The following is a 23,911-nucleotide window of genomic DNA, read 5'->3' as shown; positions in this document are numbered from 1 at the left end:
TTTCTTCTGTTCTTCTACTTTCTTCTGTTCTTCTACTTTCTTCTGTTCTTCTACTTTCTTCTGTTCTTCTGCTTTCTTTTGTTCTTCTGCTTTCTTTTGTCCTTCCGCTTCAATTGCAACGTTTAATTGTTGCTGTAGAGCCTGAATTTGCTCATCAATAGCTTTCAAGCTAATTTCTTTCTCAATATAGTCACGCTTCTCTTTGATACTGCGAAAGCCTTCATTTACATATACGAACACTCGCTGCATCGACTCATCTTTATTTACCTTTAATTCTTCTTGTATTTGATTGTAAGGAGCCTCTATTTCAGTATATACATTTTGCAGGGCTTCCTTCTCAGCAACAATTTTCTCACGCCCTTGTTGCCATACAGAAATCGCCTGTTTTATTTCTTCAATAGAAGTTGCTTTCGATTTTCCCTTCATCGTTCCATACTCACGCTCAATAAACTGTTTATGTTTCTCAGATTGCTCTTTTAACGTATTAACTGTTTTCGGAAATATAATTGCTGTAGAAAGCGTCGCTTCTACTTTCGTTTCATGAATGAACGCCGCTTCTGTATGCGTCATAATTTGAGATCCTAAATAAAACGTAATAGAACACATACACGGCAATATAAGCATCTTTTTAAAATTACGCGGTCTTTTCAGCATCTTAATCTCTCCCATCGAACATTACGTTCTTTATACAGAACATTATCTATATTATAGTAAAGAACTATTAAAATTGATAGACAAATACTAGAAAAATAGAAAAAGGGCTATCCATGTGATAGCCCTTTTTATTATTATCTTTCTTCACCTGCTGTTTGTTGTGCATCAAACGTCCAATTTAATTGTAACTTATCGCCTTGGAATTGATTTTGATCTTTTCCATTATCAACAAACTCAAATTTCACTTTGAATTTATCAGATTTACCTGCTGAAATACCTTTTTCATCCCAGAACCAAGCCGATAAATCATTATCTACAGCTGTAAGTGTGTCACCTTTTAATTTATCTAAAGTAGTTTGTTTCACAATTGTCTCATGCTTATCTACATTTTTTAAGAATGTTACTTTAATATGTTTACCAAAATCATCTTTATTATCTTTCTTTACATCTTCTACATTATAATCTGTTTTCAGTAGAACCTTTTTAATATCTAAAGAGCCTTTATTTTCTAGTTTAAATTCTTTTTCAATTGTATCCCCAGGTTTTAAATTCGATACGTTAACAACTGTTGATGGATTTAATGCTAAATCCAGTGTCCCAGCCGCAAATGTATTGTTTGACACTTCTTTATCACTGAAAAATGCAAATGTTCCTCCACCAACTAACGCTGCTCCTAGTACTGCTGATGTAATACCCATTCCTAATTTTTTCTTTAAAGTCATGTCCATATCCCCTTAATATATATATTTGTTAACTTCCTAAACGGAAAGTATAACCAAGCGAACTAGACGGATTGTTCTACTTTTTTATCTTTCTTTTCTCCGTCAATGCTACGAATAGCCCCAAAAATAGAAATCGCGGAATAACCAAGTAAAAAGACTCCTGGAATAATAAGAAGTAATGCTGCTCCCGCTTTTGAATTCGCATAATTCAGTAAATAACCAACGTACGGAACTGTAATATCTGCATACTTTCCAACTACATTTTCTGCAAGTACTGGCTCTAAATCTGGTCCGTTGTTGTTATCCCCTTTTGTTTCATACATTACTTTTCCATTTGTATCTTTCACACCGATAATACGGTGAGTGATAATTTTTTGATCTTTCTCTTTAAAGGTAATAACATCACCTTTTTGATATTTAGAACCATCTTTGTTTGGTTCTATTGCAATGATTGATCCTGTTAAAAACGTCGGCTCCATTGATCCTGAAAGAACGCTCTTAAATTGATATCCCATCACTGTCGGATCACCACCGCTCGCTTTTGAAGAAATAACTACAAAAGCTAAAAAAACCATCAATGCAAATAAAACAAATGAGATCGCGTTGCTAATTACCTTCCAAATTAATTTCATCGTCTCTCTCCCTCTCCGTTGTTTTATATTATTTGAAGTATGCAATGTCCATTTCGTTCTTTAACAAGAACACAAGTAAATGATATAACGAACTTTAAGTTATTGCAATAAGAAAATTTACAATTATTAGTTATTTAAGGTATATAAAAAAGACTGTGCCAAAATTTTACACAGTCTTTTTATTAGTAATTTATTTACCTTCTGATTTCATTCCTTTTGTATTTCGGCGCAACACTACATATAAAATTGCTCCAAATAATACAATCGCACCTATCCCAACACTTATTACTTTCATATTTGAGTCTTTTACTTCAGACATAGTTGTATCTTTTTTAGGCATCGCAAAAGTGACATCTTCTGTTGAAAGAACATTTACCGTCGCAATTGTTTGATTATTTTTCGTAATATCAACTGCACCAACTACCTCACCACGATGTATTCCTTTATGATACAAAGATTCTTTATCTAATGAAGCTGCCCGGAAAATAGTTTTCACATTTTTCCCTTCATCTTTCTTAAGCATAAGCTCTGCACTTTGTTCCAACTCAGAATTAACATCTTTATTTAAATATGTTGTTTTTTGATGCCAATTATGTTTATCAAGCACCATTTGCTTCGTAAATTGACCGAAAGAATAGTCCGCCATCTGCTTCAAATCTTCATAAATTTCAGGTCTTTGAGAAGCCATTACTACACTTATAATACGATTTCCATCTTTCTCATTTAATAAAACAAGTGTATTACGCGCTTCATTCGTAAACCCTGTCTTACCGCCAATGCTATATGGATTTTCAAAAAAATTAGATTTATTAAAAATAGACACCGTCTGCCTAGACGTCGTAACTGTCGTTCTTTTCGTATTCATCGCTTGTAAAATTTCAGGATACTTTTGCACACCTTTCGTAATCATAGCCATATCATATGGCGTCGTATAATGGTTCGGATCATGCAATCCATTCGGTGTTACAAAGTAGCTATCTTTCGCCCCTAATTGCTTCGCTTTCTCATTCATCATATTAGCGAAATTCTCAACACTCCCGCCAATCCGCTCCGCAATCGCATACGACACATCATTCGCACTCAGCACCATTAAAATCATAAGCGCAGTATTTCTATTAATTGTCTCTCCAGGTTGAAACTCAATTTGATAATTACTCTTCTCTTGATCTAATGCTAATTGTGAAAATGTAAATTGATCCTCGGGCTTTGTATGCTCCATGAGTAAAATCGCTGTTAACACTTTCGTCGTACTAGCAGGATATGCGCGGTGATATGCGTTTTTATCATACAAAACATCTCCTGTTTTCGCATCAATTGTCGTTGCAAACTGACTAAAAACATTCGGTCCTTCCGCAGGTGGTGGTGCAACTTGTTCTGGGTTTACTCCAATATTCGTCTCAGCACGCAATGTCATAGGTGTCAACAAAGACAAACAAATAACTGTAATAAAAACCAAAATTTTCTTAAAATTTACCATATGACTCTCCCTTTTCCATTTACTCCTCTAACAAAATAAGAAATCTACCAATCATATGTAATTTGTATTAAACTGGAAGAATTTTCACTATTTTTTACTATATCATATTTTTACGATAAAGAACATAAATATACAATAAAAATAAGAAGGAATTACTCTTTCTTATCCTTCTCATCTATCAACGAATCTATTAACTTTTGACTAGCTTCCTCGGGCGTAATCTCATCGGTTATCCCCATAAACGACCAACCTTTAGAATCGACCCACTCAACAAACTCTTGTAAAAATTCATCATGTGTAACATCCACATCAAGAATTGAGCCATTAATCGAAATCGTTCTATTTTTAGACACGCGCATCTTGAACGTTTTTCTTACCATTACAACTTTTCTCCCTCTACTTCTGAATATTTATAAAGTGAAACTTTCATCAACCCTCACCAATCGGACTTTTACGGGCAGCCCGACTCCAACCTAACTTCTTTGCTTTTGCTGAATTTCGAGGTAAGGGATCTTACTGCCCCGCAAATAGCGAGATAAAATAATCATGTATCTCTGTTATACATGATTTTCAGTAAATTGTAAAAAGGATATATTGGCCAATTTAAATAGCAAAAATGAAAATCTCTTACCTACGTAAACGTAATACGACATACAATCGCTCATAAATTATTAAATAAATCCATAAAAATATACAGTTTAAAATATAATTGACGTTGTTTAAACAACGTCAGTTATGTGGATTTAGTTGAGTAAGCCATTCTAGTCTTTTGGAAGATATTATCTAAAATAGTATACTAAACGGATAAAGGATATTTGAATAAGAGAACTAAGACATTCTATTTAGCTGGACTTTTAAGCTATAGACTTAGAGACTGATGCTGGAATTCAAATTTAATTTCTATTTCTGTACATAATATCGTAAGAAAGAAGGTATTACTGTGAAAACAACAGAAAATTTTACTGACAGGGCCGATATATATGCAAAATATCGCCCTAGTTATCCTAATGAATATATTGATTACTTGCTTTCAGCTAACCAACTGAAAGGGAATCGGATTGTGGCTGATATTGGTTCAGGTACGGGGATATTTAGCCGCCAGCTGCTTGAAAGTGGTTTACATGTTATTGGAGTTGAACCAAATGATGATATGAGGAAGATCGCTGAGCAATCGTTAAAACTATATTCTCGTTTTCAATCCATAAAAGTAACTGCTGAAAATACTACTTTAAAAGAAAATAGTGTGGATTTAGTAACTGTTGCTCAAGCATTTCATTGGTTTGATAAAGAGGCTTTCAAAATCGAATGCCAACGAATTTTAAAACAAAAAGCAAACGTTGCTCTTGTTTGGAATAGTAGAGATTTAACTAGTCCACTTATTAAAGAGAACGCAGAAATTTGCCAGAAAACCTGTCCAAACTTTAAAGGATTTAGCGGTGGAATAGATGAAACTCCAGAAATATTTAATAGCTTTTTTAAGGATGGAAAGTATGAGTTTAAAGAATATCAAAATGATTTACTTTTTGATTATGAAGGGTTTTTGGGAAGGAATTTATCAGCATCTTATGCTCCGAAAGAAAATGACGAACAGTATAAAAATTTTATTTTTCTCCTATCAGAGCTATTCGAAAAACACAGTAAAAATGGAAAAATTATTCTCCCGAATTTAACGCGAAGTTATCTAGGCAATGTATAAACAGCCTGATACAAAGAGACTTTGATCGAAATTAAAACAAGCCTAGCCCCTTCCTGAATGTAGAATGGGGTTAGGCTTGTTTTGCATTTTACCACATCAAATTCAAATGACTTTCGTACAATAAAGTAGAATATATTAGAAAACACCTTAAACTGAGGAGGAACTCAATGGCGCGTTGTACGTATTGTAAAACGAAATGGAAAGTAAAAGACGTATGGTCGATACTCTTGGCATTTGAAAAAGATTGTCCGTATTGTTTTGGGAGGAAATATCTATCAAAGAAAACAGTGAACGCTATGCCAGAACTTATAAGCTTACCTTTACACTTCTTGTTCCCTTTTCTTGTTGATTTGAGTGATGAAGGTCCTTGGGATTGGTATCGGAAATAATATAACCTCTACATCCAAAGACTACTTTCTACTAAATTCGCTTCTCATCATATCCCTTCATACATTACTCTCATAATCGCTTATACTTTCCCTTTTAAAGATCCCATAGCTCAACAGGAAGAGCGTCCCCTGAACAAATTTTATCAATTGTGACTAAAAAACAGTGATATATGTATACTGTTAAACATAAAAAATTAGCATTGGGTTCCAATTAAATATTAATTGAAACCCAACACTACTTGTATTCTGTAATTCAGAATACAAGTAGTGTTTTTATTATGCATTTTTGCATACAGTATTGTTTTCTCTTGTAAATAGATAATAATGGTATATAATAAAATCAACGTTTTACCAATAAAAGGTAATAAAGAGTAGTGGGATAAGCAAATACTCAAAACGTATTAACAGATTTGTTCTATGTAAATCATGATACATATATGGAATCAAAACTATGAAATTTTGTGTAGAGATTAGATTACTACAAGATGAAAGATTCATAGCGAATGCACTTAAGGAAAAAACGTTCCATTAGATTAATGTGATATCTATCGAACGAATTGAGAATATACTTAGGGGGAATTTCAAGTGAAAACATTTGGTAAAGTATTATTAACTGGCGCATTAGCTTTAGGCGGTTTAACGGTTATGAACATTGAAACACCAAAAGCACATGCTGACGAATGGGATGGTTGTCATTACATTTGTGGTCCTGGTGAAACGGTGAACGGTGTTACAGTTCAGGTACACTCTACACAAGTTACTTTTGGGAACAGCGTAATTGCAAGAATTACAAATGACCGAGCTGAAGAAATTCATTACAATGTCAGCCTTGAAAAGAAATATGGCGATAGATGGGGAGAATTTGAAACCAACTTCCGTTGGCAAAATCAATGGGTCCCAGCTGGAAGCAATGATGAAATTGCAACTTTCACAGGATATGGCGATGATATTTATGAGGATGGAACATATCGTTATAAAGTCGAAATAAAAGGCGCTGACGGTTCTATTGATACAATTTACACAGCAGGAATGACAGTTACAGGACGATAGCTTATGAACAAGCTCCATTATTTATGATTGTATTTTTGAAAATATCATTGATAATTGCGTTGATATTATTATTAAAATAAGCTCTTCGGGGCTTATTTTTTTATACAAAAATTAGAATATAAATATTCAGAAAATTACATCTTTACACCATTAAAGTTTGTTGCTATTATAGGAATACATCAAATGTTACAATACTCAACAAATTGTACAAATCCTTCGATTACACGAATGAAATGAAAATACATTGCTGATGGTAACATTTATAGTTGGGATCCCGTAGCTCAGCAGGGAGAGCGCCACCTTGACAGGGTGGAGGTCGTGAGTTCGAGCCTCTCCGGGGTCATATGAAAAACCCCTTGATAGTCAAGGGGTTTTCTTTATGTAGCAAATAAATGATTATTATTAAAACTAAATTTTCCCCTACTTCTTTTCTCCATTTTGGAGAAAGACATACATTATATTAATCATCGCTCTACGTTGTTCGCTAGAACTCGATTCTTTACTCTCTTTTGGGAGCTTTTTAAAATTCTCTTTGAAAAATAGCCTAATACGGCAATTTTTATATTTATTTATATAAATTTCTCAACAAAAAAGATCTACACAGTTTAACTATGCAGATCTTTGTAAATTTAAGTTTAAAAATGAATAGACGAATCCTATTTTTGCCCTAACTTGATTGCCTTTTTGATATTACTAAATGCACCTTTACCATATATTAATACGCCACCGCGGTAAACACGACTCGTTAAACCAATCATCATACATATTGTTGCAATTAGAATTGCTAATGCAAGCGCAATCTCCCATACTGGGATATTAAGGAATCCAATTCGTACAAGCATAACAATAGGAGTGAAGAAAGGTACATAACTAGTAATGGTAACAACCATGCTACTTGGGTTTGACATTCCATAAATTGCTATATACAAAGCAGCAAGTAACATAAACATCAGCGGCATAACAGCTTGAGAAGATTCCTCTATACGCGTAATGATAGAGCCAAATAGACAAGATAATGAGCCATATAATAAGAATCCTAATGTGAAGAATAGAATCCCATAAAACACTAGAGTTGGAGCAACAGAATTTAAATCAATACTATTTAAAATATCATTTTTCGAATCATTAATTGCTGTTTTATATCCAACAGTTGCGACCAAGCCCCAAATTATGATTTGCGTAATACCAGCCAATAATGTTGAGAATAGCTTCGCATATAAATGTTTGGTAGGCGAAATACTTGAAACAACTAACTCCATAACACGAGAAGATTTCTCTGTTGCAACATCTGTTGCTAATTGTGCAGCATACATTAATATCATTAGATAATTTAGCATGATAAAGACATTAATTAAAATCCCTACACCCTCAGTATGTTCTCCATCTTTAACCTTATCTGAAACCGTTTTGGTATGAATTTCTACTGGCGTTGTTAACACCTTTAATTCATCTTGCGATAGATTCAATTGCTGGGCGAAGTTAGAAGATTGTATTTGAGATAAAATCGTTTGAACCTTGCTAACATCTTGCTGATTTACATCCGTCTCAGTTATATACGTAGCCTTTAATTGTTTATTATTCAATTCCTCTACAACGATTGCATATGTATAATCACCATTTTTAACACCTGATTCTGCTTTTTGTTTATCCGTGCTACGTTTAACTTGTATCTTACTATCGACATTTTTAAACACTTGATGAATGGTTGAATATAATTCTTCTTTTTCTGTAACAACAACAACTTGATCGTCCTCGTTACCTGCAAACAAGTTATAAATCTTGTCAAAATTCATCAATCCTATAATTAACATAGAAACTATTATTGTAATAGCAAAATATGATTTTGATTTCACTTTAGATTTATAGTTTTGTAAAAAAATTGTCCAGAAACTACTCATTTTGTGCACCTACTTTCGCAATAAAGATATCATTTAATGTAGGCTCTTCTACTGCAAACTTTTTAACATACCCTAATTTTGTTATCTCTTTAAATAAAACATGTGACACTTCTTCATATGAAATTTTAAGAGTAACTGCATTTTTACGTTTCTTCATACTTTCTACACCTTTTATTTCTTTCAAATGGTCAAAGTCATGATCGCCAACGATTACAACGTTCTTTTTACCAAAATCACTTTTAATTTTGGCAATGTCACCCTGAACAACAGGTACACCTTTGTGCATAATACAAATGTGTTGGCATAACTCTTCCACATGTTCCATACGATGTGAACTAAAAAGAATTGACGACCCTTGTTTTTGCATATCAAGAACAGCGTCTTTTAACATTTCAACATTTACTGGGTCTAAACCACTAAATGGTTCATCTAAAATTAAGAGTTCAGGCTTATGTATAATCGCTGTTATCAGCTGGATTTTTTGCTGATTCCCTTTAGAAAGTTCTCCTACCTTTTTGTTCAGATGCTCAGTAATATTAAAACGCTCCAGCCAATAGTGAAGTTCTTTTTCTGCATCTTTACTTTTCATGTTCTTTAGTTTTGCAAAAAAGTTAACTTGTTCTTTGACAGTCATTTTCGCATAAAGACCACGTTCTTCTGGTAAATACCCAATTTTATCTGTAACACCATAATTTATAGGTTTACCATTCCATGAAATGGTCCCACTTGATTTCGATAAAAGTCCAAGTATCATTCGAAATGTAGTCGTTTTACCTGCTCCATTCCCGCCCAAGAATCCAAATATTTCACCTTTTGGTATCTCGATATTCAAATTATTCACTGCAACATGCTCGTCAAATTTCTTTGTTAAATCTTTAATTAGTAAACTCATTATCCACACCCTTAATTCCCAAGATGATTTATTTATACAATTGTATATCCATAGTCAACCACAATATTTTGCCCTCTAATGGCATCGCTTTTATCAGACATTAAAAATAAAATGACATTTGTTACATCTGAAATTTCAACAAATTCCCTATATGGAATTTTTTCCAATAACTTATTTCCTTCAAAGGACTTCAAATAGCTTTCGTTATTATTGTTTATGCTGTAGGACAGTGAATTGTATACCACTGTAATGATTAATTTTTTATCTTTCAAAAATTAATTATTACCAACAAATGTTATATTTCGCATTATAAGGTTAGCATAAGATTTAAAATATTTAATATGCAATTTTGCATATTTTAACACTCTCAATTATTTACATAGCGTTGACCATCTTTATTTAAAGCGGCCTCCCACATTCACAAAATTCACTTAAAACAAGAATTTGTTTATCCATACTTTTTCTTTAATTTTTCATGGAAGAACTGAAATTAATTAATACCCCTGTTAAACACCTAAACCTGATACTTAAACTAACTAATCTTCCTCTAATAAATTGTTGTCTTATTTAACTTCACAATTAATAGTATTCAGCAGACATAGTCACAACATCTTCGTACACCTCCTCATTAAAACTGAAGGAAAACTAATTAAAATCTGATCCAGAAATTTTACCTTTCTACGCTATAGGATCCGCATAAGAAAACATAGAATACAGTACCTCCTCTGTTACAACTAGCTTTATGTACTAATTTCAAAAATCATAATATATAATTTATATAATTAATACCGTGAGTTCAAACCTCTCCAGGTTCATAAAAAAGAGACACCATATCAACCTTTTACGTGATATGGTGTCTCTTTTTTATCTAATTCAATTACTTCCCACCAAACATCTTCTCCAAAGACTTCGCATTGGCAAACAATACTTCTTTCAAGTTATCGTCAGCAACGATTTTATAGTCGCCATCTTTGTCTTTCTTTAAGTTCAATGTAACTTCGCGAGTTGCCATTGCTGCATCTTTATCCGTTAAGTTTTTGATGATAGTTGAGGTCATTGTTTTTTCAATCGCTTTTTCAGATTGTTCTTTGTCTTCGCTAAATGCGCTAGCGAAGGCCATTGGCATAACTTCTCCCACTGCTTTTGTTACAGCAACGGATAGATCAGCAGATGTAATTTTCACTTTCACTTCTGCTTTGTCATCCTTTTTCGATACTTCTTCTAGCTTTTCAAATTTAAAGGTTTTTGTAATTGCACTTAGCATTGCTTTTGCCTCAGCATCATCTGTTTTTTCATTTAGTTTATTAAATTCCTTGTCACTCTCAACAAATGTACGAGCCTTTTCTACATCACCTTTTTGTATCGCTGTTAAAAATTCTTCTGTAGTATCTTTCGGATTTGCACACCCTGCTAAAACAACTGCTGTTAATCCTACTACCATCATTAATAGCAATAATCTCTTTATCTTTTGCACGCTCATTCTCCTCTTATCTTTTCTAGTAAGTCAGCATTATATAATAGTATGAAACTGACATTACAAACATTTTTTAGTATATCATTTATATGATTCGTTTTCTATTAATTCCCAAAAGATAAAGGGCCTTGCAGCATTCCTACAAGGCTCTTTATCTATCAATCCGTATCCGTAGCACAAATGAACCACATTTTCTGTTCCCTACTATCTAACACCATCCAAGTAACATCCCACGCAACATCGTAAAACCAATCTGTCCAAGGGCGATAGCTTTCGAACACTTTAATATCTTCGTATCGATCTTGGAACATATATTGACATACATTGACTGCTAATTGTTTTGCGATAACTGGTCGTTCCTTAAACCCTTCATATGCTCCGCCCCACAAAATTTGCGCAGCAATGCTACCATCAAGCATGACTGCGAGCTGCTCTTTAAAACAAAACTTATATTTGTCTGATGTATGTATTTTTAACTCTTCTAAGTTATTGATTATGTCTAAAGAGTTGAAGATTCTTCTAAAGAAGTGCTCATGTCCATCTTTCGAATGTGGTATTTCTTTAAAAAAATTTTCGTTATGCACTTTAAAACAGCTTATTATTGCTCCACCAATTAAGTTTTGTTCCTTAAACGTGTTTATAAGTTGCTCAACAGGTGAGTCATTCGTGTCTATTTTTTCAAACGTTCCCTCTTTCCATCTCATAACGCCCACTACTCTCTATTAAAAATTTGTTTCTTTATTATAAATAGCAAAATAAAAACCAGCAACTTTGAGGTTGCTGGCTTATCTCTTATTCATATTCGAAACAACAACAACAACAACAACAACTGCTCCAAACACATAATGCCCTGCTACCATCCACATACTCCGATCAAAGATCATAAGCGATAACCAAAGCGATATATTAATAGCAGCAAATAATAAATATAAAATGTAATCTCTCTTTTGTATTGCTCCTCTATTCATCAAAATGTAAGCGGCACCGATAGGAGGAAAAAGACAAATATTTTTCTTAACGACCACGGATACGAAGTTACTGTCTGCATATGAATCTCCGTTTCATCATAATACTTGCTTCAACATCGGCCTCACTACCCTATATTCATCACTATAAGCTTCCTTTATGATTAAAGGCGGGTAATCACTTTTTTTCTTCCTCAATCATTGTGAATACTTCTGTTTTCTCTTGTAATGTATTAGATTCTCTATTTTTAGTAGGTTTTTTACTTGTTTTAATTTTCTTTGTTACTTCGCCAAGTTTTTGCCCAACTTCTTCTACTTTGGCAGGTTCATTCGTAACATAGTATTCTTGTTCGTTCCATACTAATATAGGTGGCACTTGTTCTCTTTTGTTACATATTATATAAGTAGTACTAGCTACAAGTAGTATACAAGTTAATAAATAGAAGATAGTTTTTTTATTCATATACTACACTCCTTATCTATCATTTCATTGGATTATATAATACAAGTTATTTATAGTAAATGGATTTAGTGGTAATTTTTAGGTTTAATAATAAAGAAAAACCTTACCGAAGTAAGGTTTCGTTTTTACATTCTATAGTGACTGATTAATTAATACGATCATTACAATAATTGCTATAAGCATAACAACTAAACAGCCGATTAATTTATAAAATCCTCGCTTCGTTAACGTCCCACCTTGAACGTCTTTACGAATAAATAAGAATACGGCTAAAAATAATACAAGCCCAATGCCAAAAGCATACATCATTTGCATATGTTAATCTTCCTTTCTCTCCTCCATCTTAATATCTTTTTGCTAAAACAACAAATGAGATAAAGACGGTACTCATTGTAAGTGCCATAAGTATATTCAATAATTCAGTAGCTGATAGTGTAAGTATTTTTAAGTTTAAGCCGATAGAGAAAAGAAGATAATATGCCGTTAATGCAAAAAAGGTTACAAACATTCCTTTATAACGAATCAGTTTCATTCGCTCGTCTTTTTCTTTAAATTGCGGATGCAAGTAGCTTAGACAGAAACACATAATCATCATCCCCAGCAATGGATACGTTATGGCTGGCGGTGCAGAATGCGTCATTATACCTGTTAATATCATAAATCCACTCATAAATAGAAAAATAATCCCCATAATTACAAAGTACTTTTGTGAATAATTCATCCCTATTCCCCCTCTTCTTTTCCTTCATAAATAAATACATGTTCTATCGTTGTCTGAAATGTTTTCGCTATTTCAAATGCTAGCGGAAGTGATGGATCGTATTTCCCTTTTTCAATTGAGATAATGGTTTGTCTGGAAACTCCAAGTTTCTCAGCCAACTTTTCTTGAGATAGTCCAAATTTTTTTCGGTATTCGACCATTTTATTTTCCAAGGAAATTTCTCCCTCCTTCCATATACCGAGTATATATGTAAAGGAAACTTTACGTCAAGTTCCCTTTACATATATTTTGATTATTATTCACGCTATTTATATAGAAGAAACTTTTTTAAATTTCAGCACGTCTATTTTGAAGCGAAACACGGAACACTGTAAATAACTGTTACTATATCTCCTCACTTCTTTTTTTAAAATTTAATATCTCCATATTTGTTTTATCCTTTTAAAATATTTCATTTATTTCTTTATTTCACGAAATGCGTTATTTGTTTTACGGTGTTTTTCGTCATATTTATAGAAACTAACTGTTTATGGAGCATTTTTTATGTTTAGCAACTTTTTTTGTAGAAATCCTTCACTTTCCTTTCAATATTTAACACTATCTAAATAAAGTTTACGATAAATTCATAATTTTTTATTTTTTATACTATATTCCGTTATATTGTTGTATAATATCTATGAAAGCGCTTATTATTTCAATATACATAATTCAAACTGTTTTTATCGAAACATTCTAACTATTATACCTATATTTAAATGCAACAATTATAGCTATTAGTATAGGCATACCAAATATATCCACCCCATTTTTCTGTAAAATTACTTTATAACATGAAAGATTAACTTGGGTGATAAGTTATTGTGAATGTTTTTTTACAAAACAGATAAGTAATAGTGTTTGGTATTATGTAAATTATTGTAATAACATAAGAGTAAAGAAAAACATTTACATTGATTATTGATTCATTACTTATTGAAAAAGAGCAAAATGCACCTTTGTATGGAAAAGGATTATATGCATTGGGAGGTTTAAACAAATGACGAGGAAGAATACAACGACAAACCCTTGGGCCAAGTTCCACGGTCCGAACCTTGGTTATGTTATTGAGCAGTATGATCTTTACGTAACTGGAGCAGGTTCTGTTGATCCGGAATTACAAGAGCTTTTTGAAATTTTTGGAGCTCCTTCGTTTCAAGATGATGTCGTAACAGGGGACAACACAGCAACACATTTTTCTCCTCAAAACACAGGTAACATTGAAAAAATTCTTAAAGTCGTTCAACTTGTTGAGCAGATTCGTTCTTTCGGGCACACGTTGGCTCACATCAACCCGATGGAAGATGCTGCAAATGGACAATCTCTTCTTGAGAAAGCAATGAACGAACTGAGCGATGCTGACTTGAAAGCGATTCCAGCGAAAACGGTATGGCAAGATGCACCAGAAGGTATTCACACTGCACTTGATGTAATTCATAGATTAAAAGACGTTTATACAAAATCTTTAGCTTATGAATTTTCTCATATACAAGATAGTGAAGAACGCGCGTGGTTGCATCAAATGGTGGAATCAAATTCATTGCGTCAACCACTATCAAATAAAAAACGAACTGCTCTTTTAAAACGTTTAACAGCTGTTGAAGGTTTCGAGCAATTCTTGCATAAAACATTCGTTGGGCAAAAACGTTTCTCTATCGAGGGCGTTGATATGCTTGTACCTGTTCTAGATGAAATTGTTCTAGAAGGTGCTAAGAACGGCGTAGAGGATGTCATGATTGGTATGGCTCACCGCGGTCGTCTAAGCGTACTTGCTCACGTATTAGAAAAACCATATAGCCACATGTTTGCTGAGTTCAAACATGCAAAAATAGAAGGCGCAGTGGCTAATTCTGGCTGGACTGGCGATGTGAAATACCACCTAGGTAGAGAACAAGTCGTTAGTAACGAAGAAGTTAGCACTCGCGTGACATTAGCAAATAACCCGAGTCATCTTGAGTTCGTGAATCCTGTAGTAGAAGGTTTCGCACGTGCTGCTCAAGAGAATCGTAAAAAATCTGGTCTTCCAGATCAAGATACTTCAAAATCATTCGTAATTTTAGTTCATGGTGATGCTGCATTCCCTGGTCAAGGTATTGTATCTGAAACGTTGAACTTAAGCAGATTGAACGCGTATCAAACAGGCGGAACGATTCATGTTATCGCAAACAATGCAGTTGGTTTTACGACTGATAGCTATGATTCTCGTTCTACGAAATATTCTAGTGACCTTGCAAAAGGTTTCGATATTCCGATTGTTCACGTGAACGCTGATGATCCGGAAGCTTGTCTTGCAGCTGCTAACCTTGCGATTCAATATCGCATGTTGTTCAAAAAAGACTTCTTAATCGATTTAATTGGTTACCGCCGCTACGGTCATAACGAAATGGATGACCCAGCAGTTACGCAACCACAAGTGTACAAAAAAATTAAAAACCACCCAACTGTAAGAGCGATTTATGCAGACCAATTACAAACTGCTGGTGTTCTAAATGCAGATGAGGTTGAAACAATTACACAGTTTATACAAGAGCAATTAAAATCTGACTATGCACAAGTACCACCAGCTGATACGAGCGATGCAACAATTCATGTTAAAGTGCCAGATGTTGTTGCAAAAGGCATTCAGCCAATTGATACTGGTGTTGAGATTGACTCACTTCGTGCAATTAATGAAGGTCTACTATCTTGGCCAGAAGGCTTTAACGTATATCCAAAAGTGAAGAAAATTCTTGAACGCCGTAAAGATGCTCTTGAAGAGAACGGTAAAATTGAATGGGCACTTGCTGAGTCATTAGCATTCGCTTCTATTTTACAAGAAGGTACGCCAATTCGTTTAACTGGTCAAGATTCACAGCGTGGTACATTCGCGCACCGTCATATCGTATTACACGATACGGATACAAATGAAACATATTCACCATTGCATCGCTTACCAAACATTAATGCATCCTTCTCTGTTCATAACAGTCCGTTATCAGAAGCTGCTGTTGTTGGTTACGAGTATGGTTATAACGTATTCGCTCCAGAAACTCTTGTTATGTGGGAAGCGCAATATGGTGACTTCTCAAATACTGCGCAAGCATTATTTGATCAATATGTTTCAGCTGGAAGAGCAAAATGGGGTCAAAAATCTGGTTTAGTTCTTCTATTACCACACGGTTATGAAGGTCAAGGACCAGAGCACTCTAGTGCACGTCCAGAGCGATTCTTACAGTTAGCTGCTGAGAATAACTGGACAGTTGCAAACTTAACGAGCGCGGCACAATACTTCCATATTTTACGTCGTCAAGCATCTATCTTAGGAACAGAAGCTGTTCGACCATTAGTATTGATGACGCCGAAGAGTTTATTACGTCACCCACTTACACTTTCAACTGCTAGTCAGTTAAGCGAAGGACGTTTCCAACCTGCTCTAGAACAAGAAAACCTTGGCACGAAACCAAATAAAGTAAAACGTCTTGTTTTAAGCACAGGTAAAATGGCGATTGACTTAGCTGCAGAAATTGAGTCTGGTAAACATGAATACAACTTAGATGAAGTTCATGTCGTTCGTATTGAACAGCTGTACCCATTCCCTGCTGAGAAAGTTCAATCTATTATTAAACGCTTTAAAAACTTAGAAGAAATTATTTGGGTTCAAGAAGAGCCTCGTAATATGGGCGCATGGCATTACATGGCTCCAATTCTGTTCGAACTTGCTGGAGATAAAGTGAAAACAGGTTACATTGGACGCCCAGATCGCTCTAGCCCATCTGGCGGCGATCCATTCGCTCACAAAGCTGAGCAAGAACTAATTGTTGCACACGCTTTAGATGTGAAGTATAACTTCCGTCAAGATAAACAAGAAATTGAAGTTTTCAGCAACTAAAAAGTAACAATGAAAGTTTCTAGCTTGCTCCCCGGGCAGATATTCTGCCCGGGGGCGGGCTAACAAATGGAGATTACCGAAGACAAAAGAAGAAAAAACACACCGTTAGGCAAATAAGGGGAGGACATTTAAAATGATCGAAATTAAAGTACCTGAGCTTGCAGAATCTATTACTGAAGGAACTATCTCACAATGGCTTATCAACGTAGGCGACAAAGTTGAGAAAGGTGGCAGCGTTGTTGAGCTTGAAACTGATAAAGTCAATGTAGAAATCATTGCAGAAGATTCAGGTATTGTATCGAAGTTACTAGGCGAACCTGGGGATACAGTTGAAGTTGGCGCAACTATCGCAATTTTAGATGCAAACGGAGCACCAGTTGCAGTAAGTACACCTGCTCCAGCTACTGAGCAGCCAAAACAAGAAACAGCTGAAGCACCGAAAGCTGCAGCTCCAAATGCTGAACAAACTACGGGTCTACAAGGCTTACCAAATACGAACCGTCCTATTGCATCACCAGCTGCTAGAAAAATGGCTCGTGAATTAGGAATCGACTTAAACGACGTACGTAGCACAGATCCACTTGGACGCGTGAGACCACATGATGTACAAGCTCATGCTGCAGCACCAAAAGAAGCACCAGCTGCTCCAAAGAGTCCAGCTCCTGCTCCAGTTGCAAAAACGGAATTCGAAAAACCAGTTGAGCGCGTGAAAATGTCCCGCCGTCGTCAAACAATTGCAAAACGTCTTGTAGAAGTTCAACAAACATCTGCAATGTTAACAACATTTAACGAAGTTGATATGAGTGCGATCATGGAATTACGTAAAGAACGCAAAGATGCTTTCGAGAAAAAACATGATGTACGTCTTGGCTTCATGTCATTCTTCACAAAAGCAGTTGTTGCAGCATTAAAACAATTCCCATTATTAAATGCTGAAATCCAAGGTGACGAGCTTATCATCAAAAAATTCTATGATATCGGTATTGCAGTAGCAGCTCCAGATGGATTGGTTGTTCCAGTTGTACGCGATGCTAACCAATTAAACTTCGCTGAAATCGAAAGTGAAATTCGTAATTTAGGTATGAAGGCACGCGATAACAAACTTTCATTAAAAGAACTACAAGGTGGTACATTTACAATTACAAACGGTGGTGTGTTCGGTTCTCTAATGTCAACACCGATCCTAAATAGCCCACAAGTTGGTATTTTAGGAATGCATAAAATCCAAGTACGCCCAGTTGCAATTGATAACGAACGTATGGAAAACCGCCCAATGATGTACATTGCTTTATCTTACGATCACCGTATTGTTGATGGTAAAGAAGCAGTTAGCTTCCTTGTTGCTGTTAAAGATATGCTTGAAGATCCAAAGTCATTATTATTAGAAGGTTGATAGATTAAAATCTATTAAAGGCTGTAGAATGAATCATTCTACAGCCTTTTTTTATTGTGTTCATACGGGACAAATTTCATGACATAAAGTATTAATGTATGCCTAAACGTAAGGAGGATTAAAATGAATAACCTTCCAATTCATGCAAAACTTAAAGTAAATAAGGATACTTTCTTCCTCCCCGATTCAAACGGGGGTGTCTATTTTCGAAATAACGCCAGTTCATTTCGTATGGACGGTGATGGAATTTATGACTGGATTGAAAAATTAATGCCAATGTTTAACGGTAATTATTCTTTAGCCGAAATAACCGATGGCCTCCCTCTCCCCTATCAAAACCGTGTATTTGAAATTGGAGAGATTTTATATGAAAATGGTTTCGTTCGTGATGCAAATCAAGATGCACCTCATGAATTAAACAGTACATTACTCGACAGATATGCTTCGCAAATTGAATTTTTAGAAGCCGATTCTCATTCAGGTGCTTTAAAATTCGAAACGTACCGCGGAGCAAATGTCCTTGTACTTGGTTCTGGGGATATGCTCACTTCCTTAGTTTCTTCTTTATTAGAATCTGGTTTACCTACATTTCATTACCTCGTTACAGATCGGGATGAAACAAACTATGACAGAATACATGAGCTAATAGAACGTGCATATGAAGTTGATAACAGTGTACTCCTTCAAGAAATCGATACTACAATTGACCGTCCCTTGCATGAAGTATTCGAACCTTTTGATTGGATTTTATATGTTTCTCAAAACGGAGACATTGACGGTTTAAAAACAGTTCACACTATTTGTAGAGAAACGAAAAAGAATTTCATACCAGCTATTTGTTTATCAACACTCGGTATAGCTGGACCTGTCGTAACAGAAAATCGTGATGAATGCTGGAAATCCGCATGGCATCGGCTACATGAAACGACTTTGCAAAATGAAAATTCATCGGATTCCTTCTCACCAATTACATCTGCCATGTTAGCAAATGTAATCGTTTTTGAATTGTTTAAACATGTCGCGGATGATTCACATCGTGAAAAAGAATCACAATTCTTTTTATTAAACTATGAAACACTTGAAGGAACGTGGCATCCTTTTATAAAACACCCTCTTGCAACTGATGAAAGTTTTACAATTGATACGATAGAAAATCTTTCTGAAAAACTTGAGCATCGGTCGAACCAACATACTTCAACTGATGTATTCCGATTTTTTGACTCATTAACTTCTAAAGAAGCCGGTATATTCCATGTATGGGATGAACAAGATTCATATCAATTACCGTTATCACAGTGCTATATTCAAGTAGCCACTCCACTATCAGATGGCCCAGCTCACCTTCTGCCTCTTATGACTTGCAGTGGATTGACTCATAATGAAGCACGCCGAGAAGCCGGTTTAACAGGAATTGAAACATATGTAGCAGAAATCATTCACCGCCTTATTCCTGAACATAACGATATCGGTATCGGTGCTGGAGAAACGATGACAGAAGGATTTTACCGGGCACTACAACAACATTTAAACAATAAACTGTATGAGCGGCAGTCACATATGCTAGAGGAACTTACAACTGTTGATTTAACTGATATTCAAGATAAACATTGTAGATTTTATTACGATGCTCTCTCTACAATCCATGAAACACCTAAAATCGCAATGAGTGAAGAGATTCTCAGTTTTCCAGTCGTTTGGGTTGGTATAAATGATAGATGGTACGGTGCATCTAATATTAATATGACGTTAGCGTTACGAAACGCACTACAACTATCACTCTTTCACGTTCAAAATGAAGAAATTCCTTACAGAGCTAATATCTTGCCTGAATCATCTATTATTTTATATGACACGGATTCTTTTAGAGTGGAAATACAAGCGGAAGAAGAAATTCCAAGCGTACAATCTTTACAACTCGCCTTACAACATTTAGAAGAACACAATTTTTACCCCTTCGTATTTGATTTAGCGATTGAACCATTTTTGAAAGAAAACTTAGACGGTGTGTATGGGGTATTAATTGCAAAGGAGGACGGTTTATGATTCAAAATATATTGCTTATAGGAGATGGCCTACTTGCAGACTATGTACATGATCAATTATGCGAACAATATTCCATTATTCGTCAACATACCCTTACAGAAGAACTCCCTGAAAATATTCATCTCGCTCTCGTATTACATGACGGATCTCCTTCTACTATTCATCATGATGCCGAACTTATTTTTCGCTCAAATCATATTCCATGGCTTCGTGGTTTTACTTCATTTGGCGAAGGTATTATCGGTCCTTACATTCATCCTCTTACGCCCGGATGTTCCCATTGTTCTGATGGACGCCGTTTTATAGCTGGCTTTGATCAAAAAGAAATGTGGGAACTACAGCGGAAATATGCCTTTAAAGCAGATAATGTAACGAGACGTGACGTACGTGCCACCCAAAATGGAATGTTGCAAATGTGCCATCTTATTTGCGCAGAAACAGAAAAAATATTAACTCATAACCATTCTTCTTTAGAAAATGAACTTATTTTACTAAACTTACAAACATTACAATGTACGCGGCATTCTTTTCTTCCAGATCCTCTCTGTCCTGTATGTAGTAATTTACCTGATGATACTGCGGATGCGGCGGAAGTTTCTTTACAACCGAGTTTAAAAGTAAGCACCGAAACGTATCGCTGCCGTTCCATTCATGAGCTAAACACATTTTTAACGAGAGACTATTTAGATTATCGGGTCGGTATGTTGAACGGAAAAATGCAGCATTCTTTATTACCATTTGCCGATGTCATTATAAACATGCCATTAATGTTCGGAAATGAAGGTGTTGCGGGACGAACTCATTCATTTGCAGTGAGTGAAGCAACTGCTATTTTAGAAGGTTTAGAACGATATTGCGGTATGTCGCCTCGTGGGAAAAAGACAAATGTGCATGGTAGTTTTCATGATTTAGAGGAACATGCACTAAATCCCCTCACACTCGGTGTCCATACAAATGAACATTACAATCGTGATAACTTTCCATTCAAGCCGTTTGATCCTGATTATGAGCAAAACTGGGTATGGGGATATTCTTTATCACAAAACAGACCGCTTTTAGTTCCTGAATCAATTGCTTATTATAGCCTTGGTCATCGAGATGCTTTCGTGTATGAAACATCAAATGGATGTGCAATTGGCGGTAGTTTAGAAGAAGCGATTTTTCACGGCATTTTAGAAATTGTAGAGCGTGATGCCTTCTTACTCACTTGGTATGCCGAATTACCTCTTCCCCGCCTTGATCTTAGTTCAGCAAATGATACAGAATTACAATTAATGATTCAGCGGTTACGTACGATTACCGGATATGAATTACACGCTTTTAACGCGACGATGGAACACGGCATTCCTAGCTTATGGGTAATTGCAAAAAATACGCGTGAAAATGGAATGAACGTTGTTTGTGCAGGAGGCGCTCATTTAGATCCTATTCGAGCCTTAAAAAGCGCCATTCAAGAAATAGCAGGCATGTTACTTATAACAGACGATGAGCTCGAGCACAAAAGAGAATACTACGAAAAATGCTTACAAGATCCTTATTTCGTTAATAAAATGGAAGACCATAGTATGCTGTATGGATTGAAAGAAACAGAAGAACGTCTTCACTTCCTTTTACGGGAAGATGCACCGGTGCAAACGTTCCAAGAAATGAATGTATCACAATCATTTGATATGGATTTAACATCCGATCTCCACCAACTTTTAAATCGTTTGCATCAATCTAATCTTGAAATAATCGTTGTAGATCAAACCGTTCCTCTCATAGAAAAGAATGGATTACATTGTGTAAAAGTCATTATTCCAGGCATGTTACCGATGACATTCGGCCATCACCTTACTCGTGTTACAGGATTAGATAGAGTCTATACCGTACCGATGACACTTGGATATAGCACTGAACCGTTAACAAATGAACAATTAAATCCACATCCGCACCCGTTTCCATAGTAAAGGAGGGATTTCATGCAGCTAGATACTTTTTTACATCATCTCCATTTCTCTATTGATGAAATTATGCCGAATCATGAGGTGGACTGGAAAGACGCACCGCTTCCTTATAAATTATATCGAAATGTACCTACCATCCCGCTCTCCTTAGAAATCCCGTTATCTTTATCGAACTCTTCTACTACACCTACTCTAAATGAGATTGGTCACTACCTTTGGTATTCATTTGGTGTAACACAATTATGTCAGCTAAATAGCGAGAGAAATGTATTACGCAGATCCATTCCTTCAGGCGGTGCTTTATATCCGAATGAATTGTATATCTATTTAAAGATTGACGATTATCCAGACGGCATTTACCATTATGACGCCGCGCATCACCGACTTACTTTACTTCGCGAAGGAAATTTCGATTCTTATTTAGCAGACGCACTCGGTAATCGCTGTAATATACATGATTGTTTCGGTGCCGCATTCGTATCCACTATGTTTTGGAAAAACTTCTTTAAATACAATAACTTTTCATATCGCCTTCAAGGATTAGATAGCGGGGTTCTCATTGGACAATTACTAGAATGTGCAAAACAGTTCGGTTATACGAACGGCGTATACTTTCAATTTCTAGACCGTGCACTGAACCATTTACTCGGATTGTCAGAAGGTGAAGAAAGTGTGTATGCCATTATTCCTTTAAGTACAGAGCCAGAAACTAATTGGTTTCACAATGATTACCGTGAAAATAAAACAGTTACTTCTCATGAGTTGTTGCAACAAATTCCGCCGTTAGCACATGAACATTTCGTTCGCTCAAAACATGTAAATGAACATCCGATGATAACAAAAATAAATGAAGCTTCTATGATCGAATCAACAGCACACTTCCAAACACTACATCATGAAGAGCACTATCAACATAATACGTACGCTGTACAGCTACCAAAAGTAGAACGGTTATCGTATGATTTCCTACAACTTTGTAAAAAACGATATTCTCCTGATGCGGATTTTATTTTAACGAAATGGGATGCAGCTGAGCTCGCTACTTTACTACAAGAAGCGAGCCTCTCCTTCCCCTATTACAACGACCTTGATGGTAAGTATGTAAATGAAAATGCGCGCGTCTCCTTATATGGATGTTTTTATAACGTGAAAAATATTAAAAACGGGGCTTACGCTTATAACAGTAAAACACATTCCATACAACCAATTCGATATGGAGACCTTCGCTACCCACTTCAGTCTAGTATGACGATGGATAACGTAAACCTTTTTCAAGTACCGCTTTGCTTACATGTAGTCGGAAAGAAAGGTTACTATACACATGCATTAGGCTATAGAGGATACCGTATTCACCAAATGGAAGCTGGTATCCTCGTTCATAAACTCGTTTTTGCTGCAACTGCTATGGGGATGGGCGGGCATCCTTTACTAAGTTTTGATACAAATTCATGTGATCAATTGTACGGTATTGATGCTGGGAATGAAACATCTCTTATTCAAGTTCCAGTCGGGGCATATCGGGCGCGGAATTGGTTAAAAGGGGCTTTGCATTGTTAGAAGTACGCCGTCTATCGGCGTGCTTTTTTTAAAGG

Annotated in this window: 21 protein-coding genes, 1 tRNA gene and 2 pseudogenes; 9 read left to right on the top strand and 15 right to left on the bottom strand. The window is 35.5% G+C overall.

Annotated elements, in window-relative coordinates; all coding sequences use genetic code 11:
• The 5 genes from ACTJJY_RS00460 to ACTJJY_RS00440 form a co-directional block, all read right to left on the bottom strand.
• On the bottom strand, positions 1-669 hold a 669-nt coding region (locus ACTJJY_RS00460), incomplete at its 3' end, for a DUF4047 domain-containing protein (protein WP_440604764.1).
• Positions 670-788: 119 nt separating this feature from the next.
• Positions 789-1,376, bottom strand: coding sequence for a CalY family protein (locus ACTJJY_RS00455; protein ID WP_000172852.1), 588 nt, complete (start codon positions 1,374-1,376; stop codon positions 789-791).
• A gap of 62 nt (positions 1,377-1,438) precedes the next feature.
• Positions 1,439-2,008: a signal peptidase I SipW gene (sipW, locus tag ACTJJY_RS00450; protein ID WP_000767802.1), complete on the bottom strand. Its 570-nt coding sequence runs from the start codon at positions 2,006-2,008 to the stop codon at positions 1,439-1,441.
• A gap of 190 nt (positions 2,009-2,198) precedes the next feature.
• Positions 2,199-3,485 carry a D-alanyl-D-alanine carboxypeptidase family protein gene (locus ACTJJY_RS00445; RefSeq protein ID WP_440604763.1) on the bottom strand — a complete coding sequence of 429 codons (1,287 nt, stop codon included), beginning with the start codon at positions 3,483-3,485 and terminating at the stop codon, positions 2,199-2,201.
• Positions 3,486-3,637: 152 nt separating this feature from the next.
• Positions 3,638-3,865 carry a hypothetical protein gene (locus ACTJJY_RS00440; protein ID WP_000251856.1) on the bottom strand — a complete coding sequence of 76 codons (228 nt, stop codon included), beginning with the start codon at positions 3,863-3,865 and terminating at the stop codon, positions 3,638-3,640.
• A gap of 560 nt (positions 3,866-4,425) precedes the next feature.
• On the opposite strand from ACTJJY_RS00440, the gene ACTJJY_RS00435 reads away from it, so the two are divergent.
• From ACTJJY_RS00435 to ACTJJY_RS00420, 4 genes are all read left to right on the top strand, one after another.
• Positions 4,426-5,181 carry a class I SAM-dependent methyltransferase gene (locus ACTJJY_RS00435; protein WP_440604762.1) on the top strand — a complete coding sequence of 252 codons (756 nt, stop codon included), beginning with the start codon at positions 4,426-4,428 and terminating at the stop codon, positions 5,179-5,181.
• A 167-nt stretch (positions 5,182-5,348) separates the two neighbouring features.
• A complete protein-coding gene (locus tag ACTJJY_RS00430; protein WP_440604761.1) occupies positions 5,349-5,570 on the top strand; it encodes a hypothetical protein in 222 nt (73 codons plus the stop codon).
• A gap of 585 nt (positions 5,571-6,155) precedes the next feature.
• Complete coding sequence (locus ACTJJY_RS00425; RefSeq protein ID WP_000846655.1) at positions 6,156-6,620, top strand: hypothetical protein; 465 nt, start codon at positions 6,156-6,158, stop codon at positions 6,618-6,620.
• Positions 6,621-6,890: 270 nt separating this feature from the next.
• Positions 6,891-6,963, top strand: a tRNA-Val gene (locus ACTJJY_RS00420).
• 313 nt (positions 6,964-7,276) lie between these two features.
• Here the strand turns inward: ACTJJY_RS00420 and ACTJJY_RS00415 are convergent.
• From ACTJJY_RS00415 to ACTJJY_RS00370, 10 genes and pseudogenes are all read right to left on the bottom strand, one after another.
• Positions 7,277-8,518 (bottom strand): ABC transporter permease, encoded by a 1,242-nt coding sequence (locus ACTJJY_RS00415; protein ID WP_069605293.1) that lies wholly within the window; start codon positions 8,516-8,518, stop codon positions 7,277-7,279.
• Positions 8,511-9,410, bottom strand: a complete 900-nt coding sequence (locus ACTJJY_RS00410) for an ABC transporter ATP-binding protein (RefSeq protein ID WP_000054722.1) — start codon at positions 9,408-9,410, stop codon at positions 8,511-8,513. The genes ACTJJY_RS00415 and ACTJJY_RS00410 overlap by 8 nt, the downstream gene beginning before the upstream one ends.
• Before the next feature lie 32 nt (positions 9,411-9,442).
• Entirely contained in the window at positions 9,443-9,682 is a 240-nt protein-coding gene (locus tag ACTJJY_RS00405; protein WP_440604760.1) for an SDR family oxidoreductase, read from the bottom strand.
• 605 nt (positions 9,683-10,287) lie between these two features.
• Positions 10,288-10,884: a DUF4878 domain-containing protein gene (locus tag ACTJJY_RS00400; RefSeq protein WP_135238324.1), complete on the bottom strand. Its 597-nt coding sequence runs from the start codon at positions 10,882-10,884 to the stop codon at positions 10,288-10,290.
• A gap of 158 nt (positions 10,885-11,042) precedes the next feature.
• Positions 11,043-11,588: a hypothetical protein gene (locus ACTJJY_RS00395; RefSeq protein WP_001267329.1), complete on the bottom strand. Its 546-nt coding sequence runs from the start codon at positions 11,586-11,588 to the stop codon at positions 11,043-11,045.
• Between the two features lie 81 nt (positions 11,589-11,669).
• Positions 11,670-11,932 (bottom strand): annotated as a pseudogene (locus ACTJJY_RS00390) (hypothetical protein).
• 16 nt (positions 11,933-11,948) lie between these two features.
• Positions 11,949-12,312 (bottom strand): annotated as a pseudogene (locus ACTJJY_RS00385) (hypothetical protein).
• A gap of 132 nt (positions 12,313-12,444) precedes the next feature.
• The gene (locus tag ACTJJY_RS00380; RefSeq protein ID WP_001178294.1) at positions 12,445-12,627 is read right to left on the bottom strand and encodes a DUF3976 domain-containing protein; all 183 of its coding nucleotides are present in this window, start codon (positions 12,625-12,627) and stop codon (positions 12,445-12,447) included.
• A gap of 28 nt (positions 12,628-12,655) precedes the next feature.
• The gene (locus tag ACTJJY_RS00375) at positions 12,656-13,033 is read right to left on the bottom strand and encodes a hypothetical protein (RefSeq protein WP_001109895.1); all 378 of its coding nucleotides are present in this window, start codon (positions 13,031-13,033) and stop codon (positions 12,656-12,658) included.
• Between the two features lie 2 nt (positions 13,034-13,035).
• On the bottom strand, positions 13,036-13,245 hold the full coding sequence (locus tag ACTJJY_RS00370; protein ID WP_000428506.1) for a helix-turn-helix transcriptional regulator: 210 nt from the start codon (positions 13,243-13,245) through the stop codon (positions 13,036-13,038).
• An 824-nt stretch (positions 13,246-14,069) separates the two neighbouring features.
• Here ACTJJY_RS00370 and odhA point away from each other — a divergent pair.
• From odhA to ACTJJY_RS00345, 5 genes are all read left to right on the top strand, one after another.
• Entirely contained in the window at positions 14,070-16,937 is a 2,868-nt protein-coding gene (gene odhA / locus ACTJJY_RS00365) for a 2-oxoglutarate dehydrogenase E1 component (protein WP_440604759.1), read from the top strand.
• Positions 16,938-17,070: 133 nt separating this feature from the next.
• Positions 17,071-18,330, top strand: coding sequence for a 2-oxoglutarate dehydrogenase complex dihydrolipoyllysine-residue succinyltransferase (gene odhB, locus ACTJJY_RS00360; RefSeq protein WP_098533787.1), 1,260 nt, complete (start codon positions 17,071-17,073; stop codon positions 18,328-18,330).
• A gap of 123 nt (positions 18,331-18,453) precedes the next feature.
• On the top strand, positions 18,454-20,373 hold the full coding sequence (locus ACTJJY_RS00355; protein ID WP_440604758.1) for a putative thiazole-containing bacteriocin maturation protein: 1,920 nt from the start codon (positions 18,454-18,456) through the stop codon (positions 20,371-20,373).
• A complete protein-coding gene (locus ACTJJY_RS00350) occupies positions 20,370-22,319 on the top strand; it encodes a TOMM precursor leader peptide-binding protein (protein ID WP_440604757.1) in 1,950 nt (649 codons plus the stop codon). Before ACTJJY_RS00355 ends, ACTJJY_RS00350 begins: the two co-directional genes overlap by 4 nt.
• Before the next feature lie 15 nt (positions 22,320-22,334).
• A complete protein-coding gene (locus ACTJJY_RS00345) occupies positions 22,335-23,876 on the top strand; it encodes a SagB family peptide dehydrogenase (protein WP_440604756.1) in 1,542 nt (513 codons plus the stop codon).
• The last annotated feature ends 35 nt before the right edge of the window (positions 23,877-23,911 follow it).

The organism is Bacillus sp. 22475 (assembly GCF_052044835.1).
Lineage (GTDB): Bacteria > Bacillota > Bacilli > Bacillales > Bacillaceae_G > Bacillus_A > Bacillus_A cereus.
Note: the sequence above shows the minus strand (reverse complement) of the source record. Positions and strands in the feature narration are given on the sequence as shown.

Bases quoted from the DNA above. Each gene is read 5' to 3' on its own strand.
- ACTJJY_RS00455 (WP_000172852.1), bottom strand. From the start codon at position 1,376: ATGACTTTAAAGAAAAAATTAGGAATGGGTATTACATCAGCAGTACTA.
- sipW (WP_000767802.1), bottom strand. From the start codon at position 2,008: ATGAAATTAATTTGGAAGGTAATTAGCAACGCGATCTCATTTGTTTTA.
- ACTJJY_RS00445 (WP_440604763.1), bottom strand. From the start codon at position 3,485: ATGGTAAATTTTAAGAAAATTTTGGTTTTTATTACAGTTATTTGTTTG.
- ACTJJY_RS00440 (WP_000251856.1), bottom strand. From the start codon at position 3,865: ATGGTAAGAAAAACGTTCAAGATGCGCGTGTCTAAAAATAGAACGATT.
- ACTJJY_RS00430 (WP_440604761.1), top strand. From the start codon at position 5,349: ATGGCGCGTTGTACGTATTGTAAAACGAAATGGAAAGTAAAAGACGTA.
- ACTJJY_RS00415 (WP_069605293.1), bottom strand. From the start codon at position 8,518: ATGAGTAGTTTCTGGACAATTTTTTTACAAAACTATAAATCTAAAGTG.
- ACTJJY_RS00410 (WP_000054722.1), bottom strand. From the start codon at position 9,410: ATGAGTTTACTAATTAAAGATTTAACAAAGAAATTTGACGAGCATGTT.
- ACTJJY_RS00395 (WP_001267329.1), bottom strand. From the start codon at position 11,588: ATGAGATGGAAAGAGGGAACGTTTGAAAAAATAGACACGAATGACTCA.
- ACTJJY_RS00380 (WP_001178294.1), bottom strand. From the start codon at position 12,627: ATGCAAATGATGTATGCTTTTGGCATTGGGCTTGTATTATTTTTAGCC.
- ACTJJY_RS00375 (WP_001109895.1), bottom strand. From the start codon at position 13,033: ATGAATTATTCACAAAAGTACTTTGTAATTATGGGGATTATTTTTCTA.
- odhA (WP_440604759.1), top strand. From the start codon at position 14,070: ATGACGAGGAAGAATACAACGACAAACCCTTGGGCCAAGTTCCACGGT.
- odhB (WP_098533787.1), top strand. From the start codon at position 17,071: ATGATCGAAATTAAAGTACCTGAGCTTGCAGAATCTATTACTGAAGGA.
- ACTJJY_RS00355 (WP_440604758.1), top strand. From the start codon at position 18,454: ATGAATAACCTTCCAATTCATGCAAAACTTAAAGTAAATAAGGATACT.
- ACTJJY_RS00350 (WP_440604757.1), top strand. From the start codon at position 20,370: ATGATTCAAAATATATTGCTTATAGGAGATGGCCTACTTGCAGACTAT.
- ACTJJY_RS00345 (WP_440604756.1), top strand. From the start codon at position 22,335: ATGCAGCTAGATACTTTTTTACATCATCTCCATTTCTCTATTGATGAA.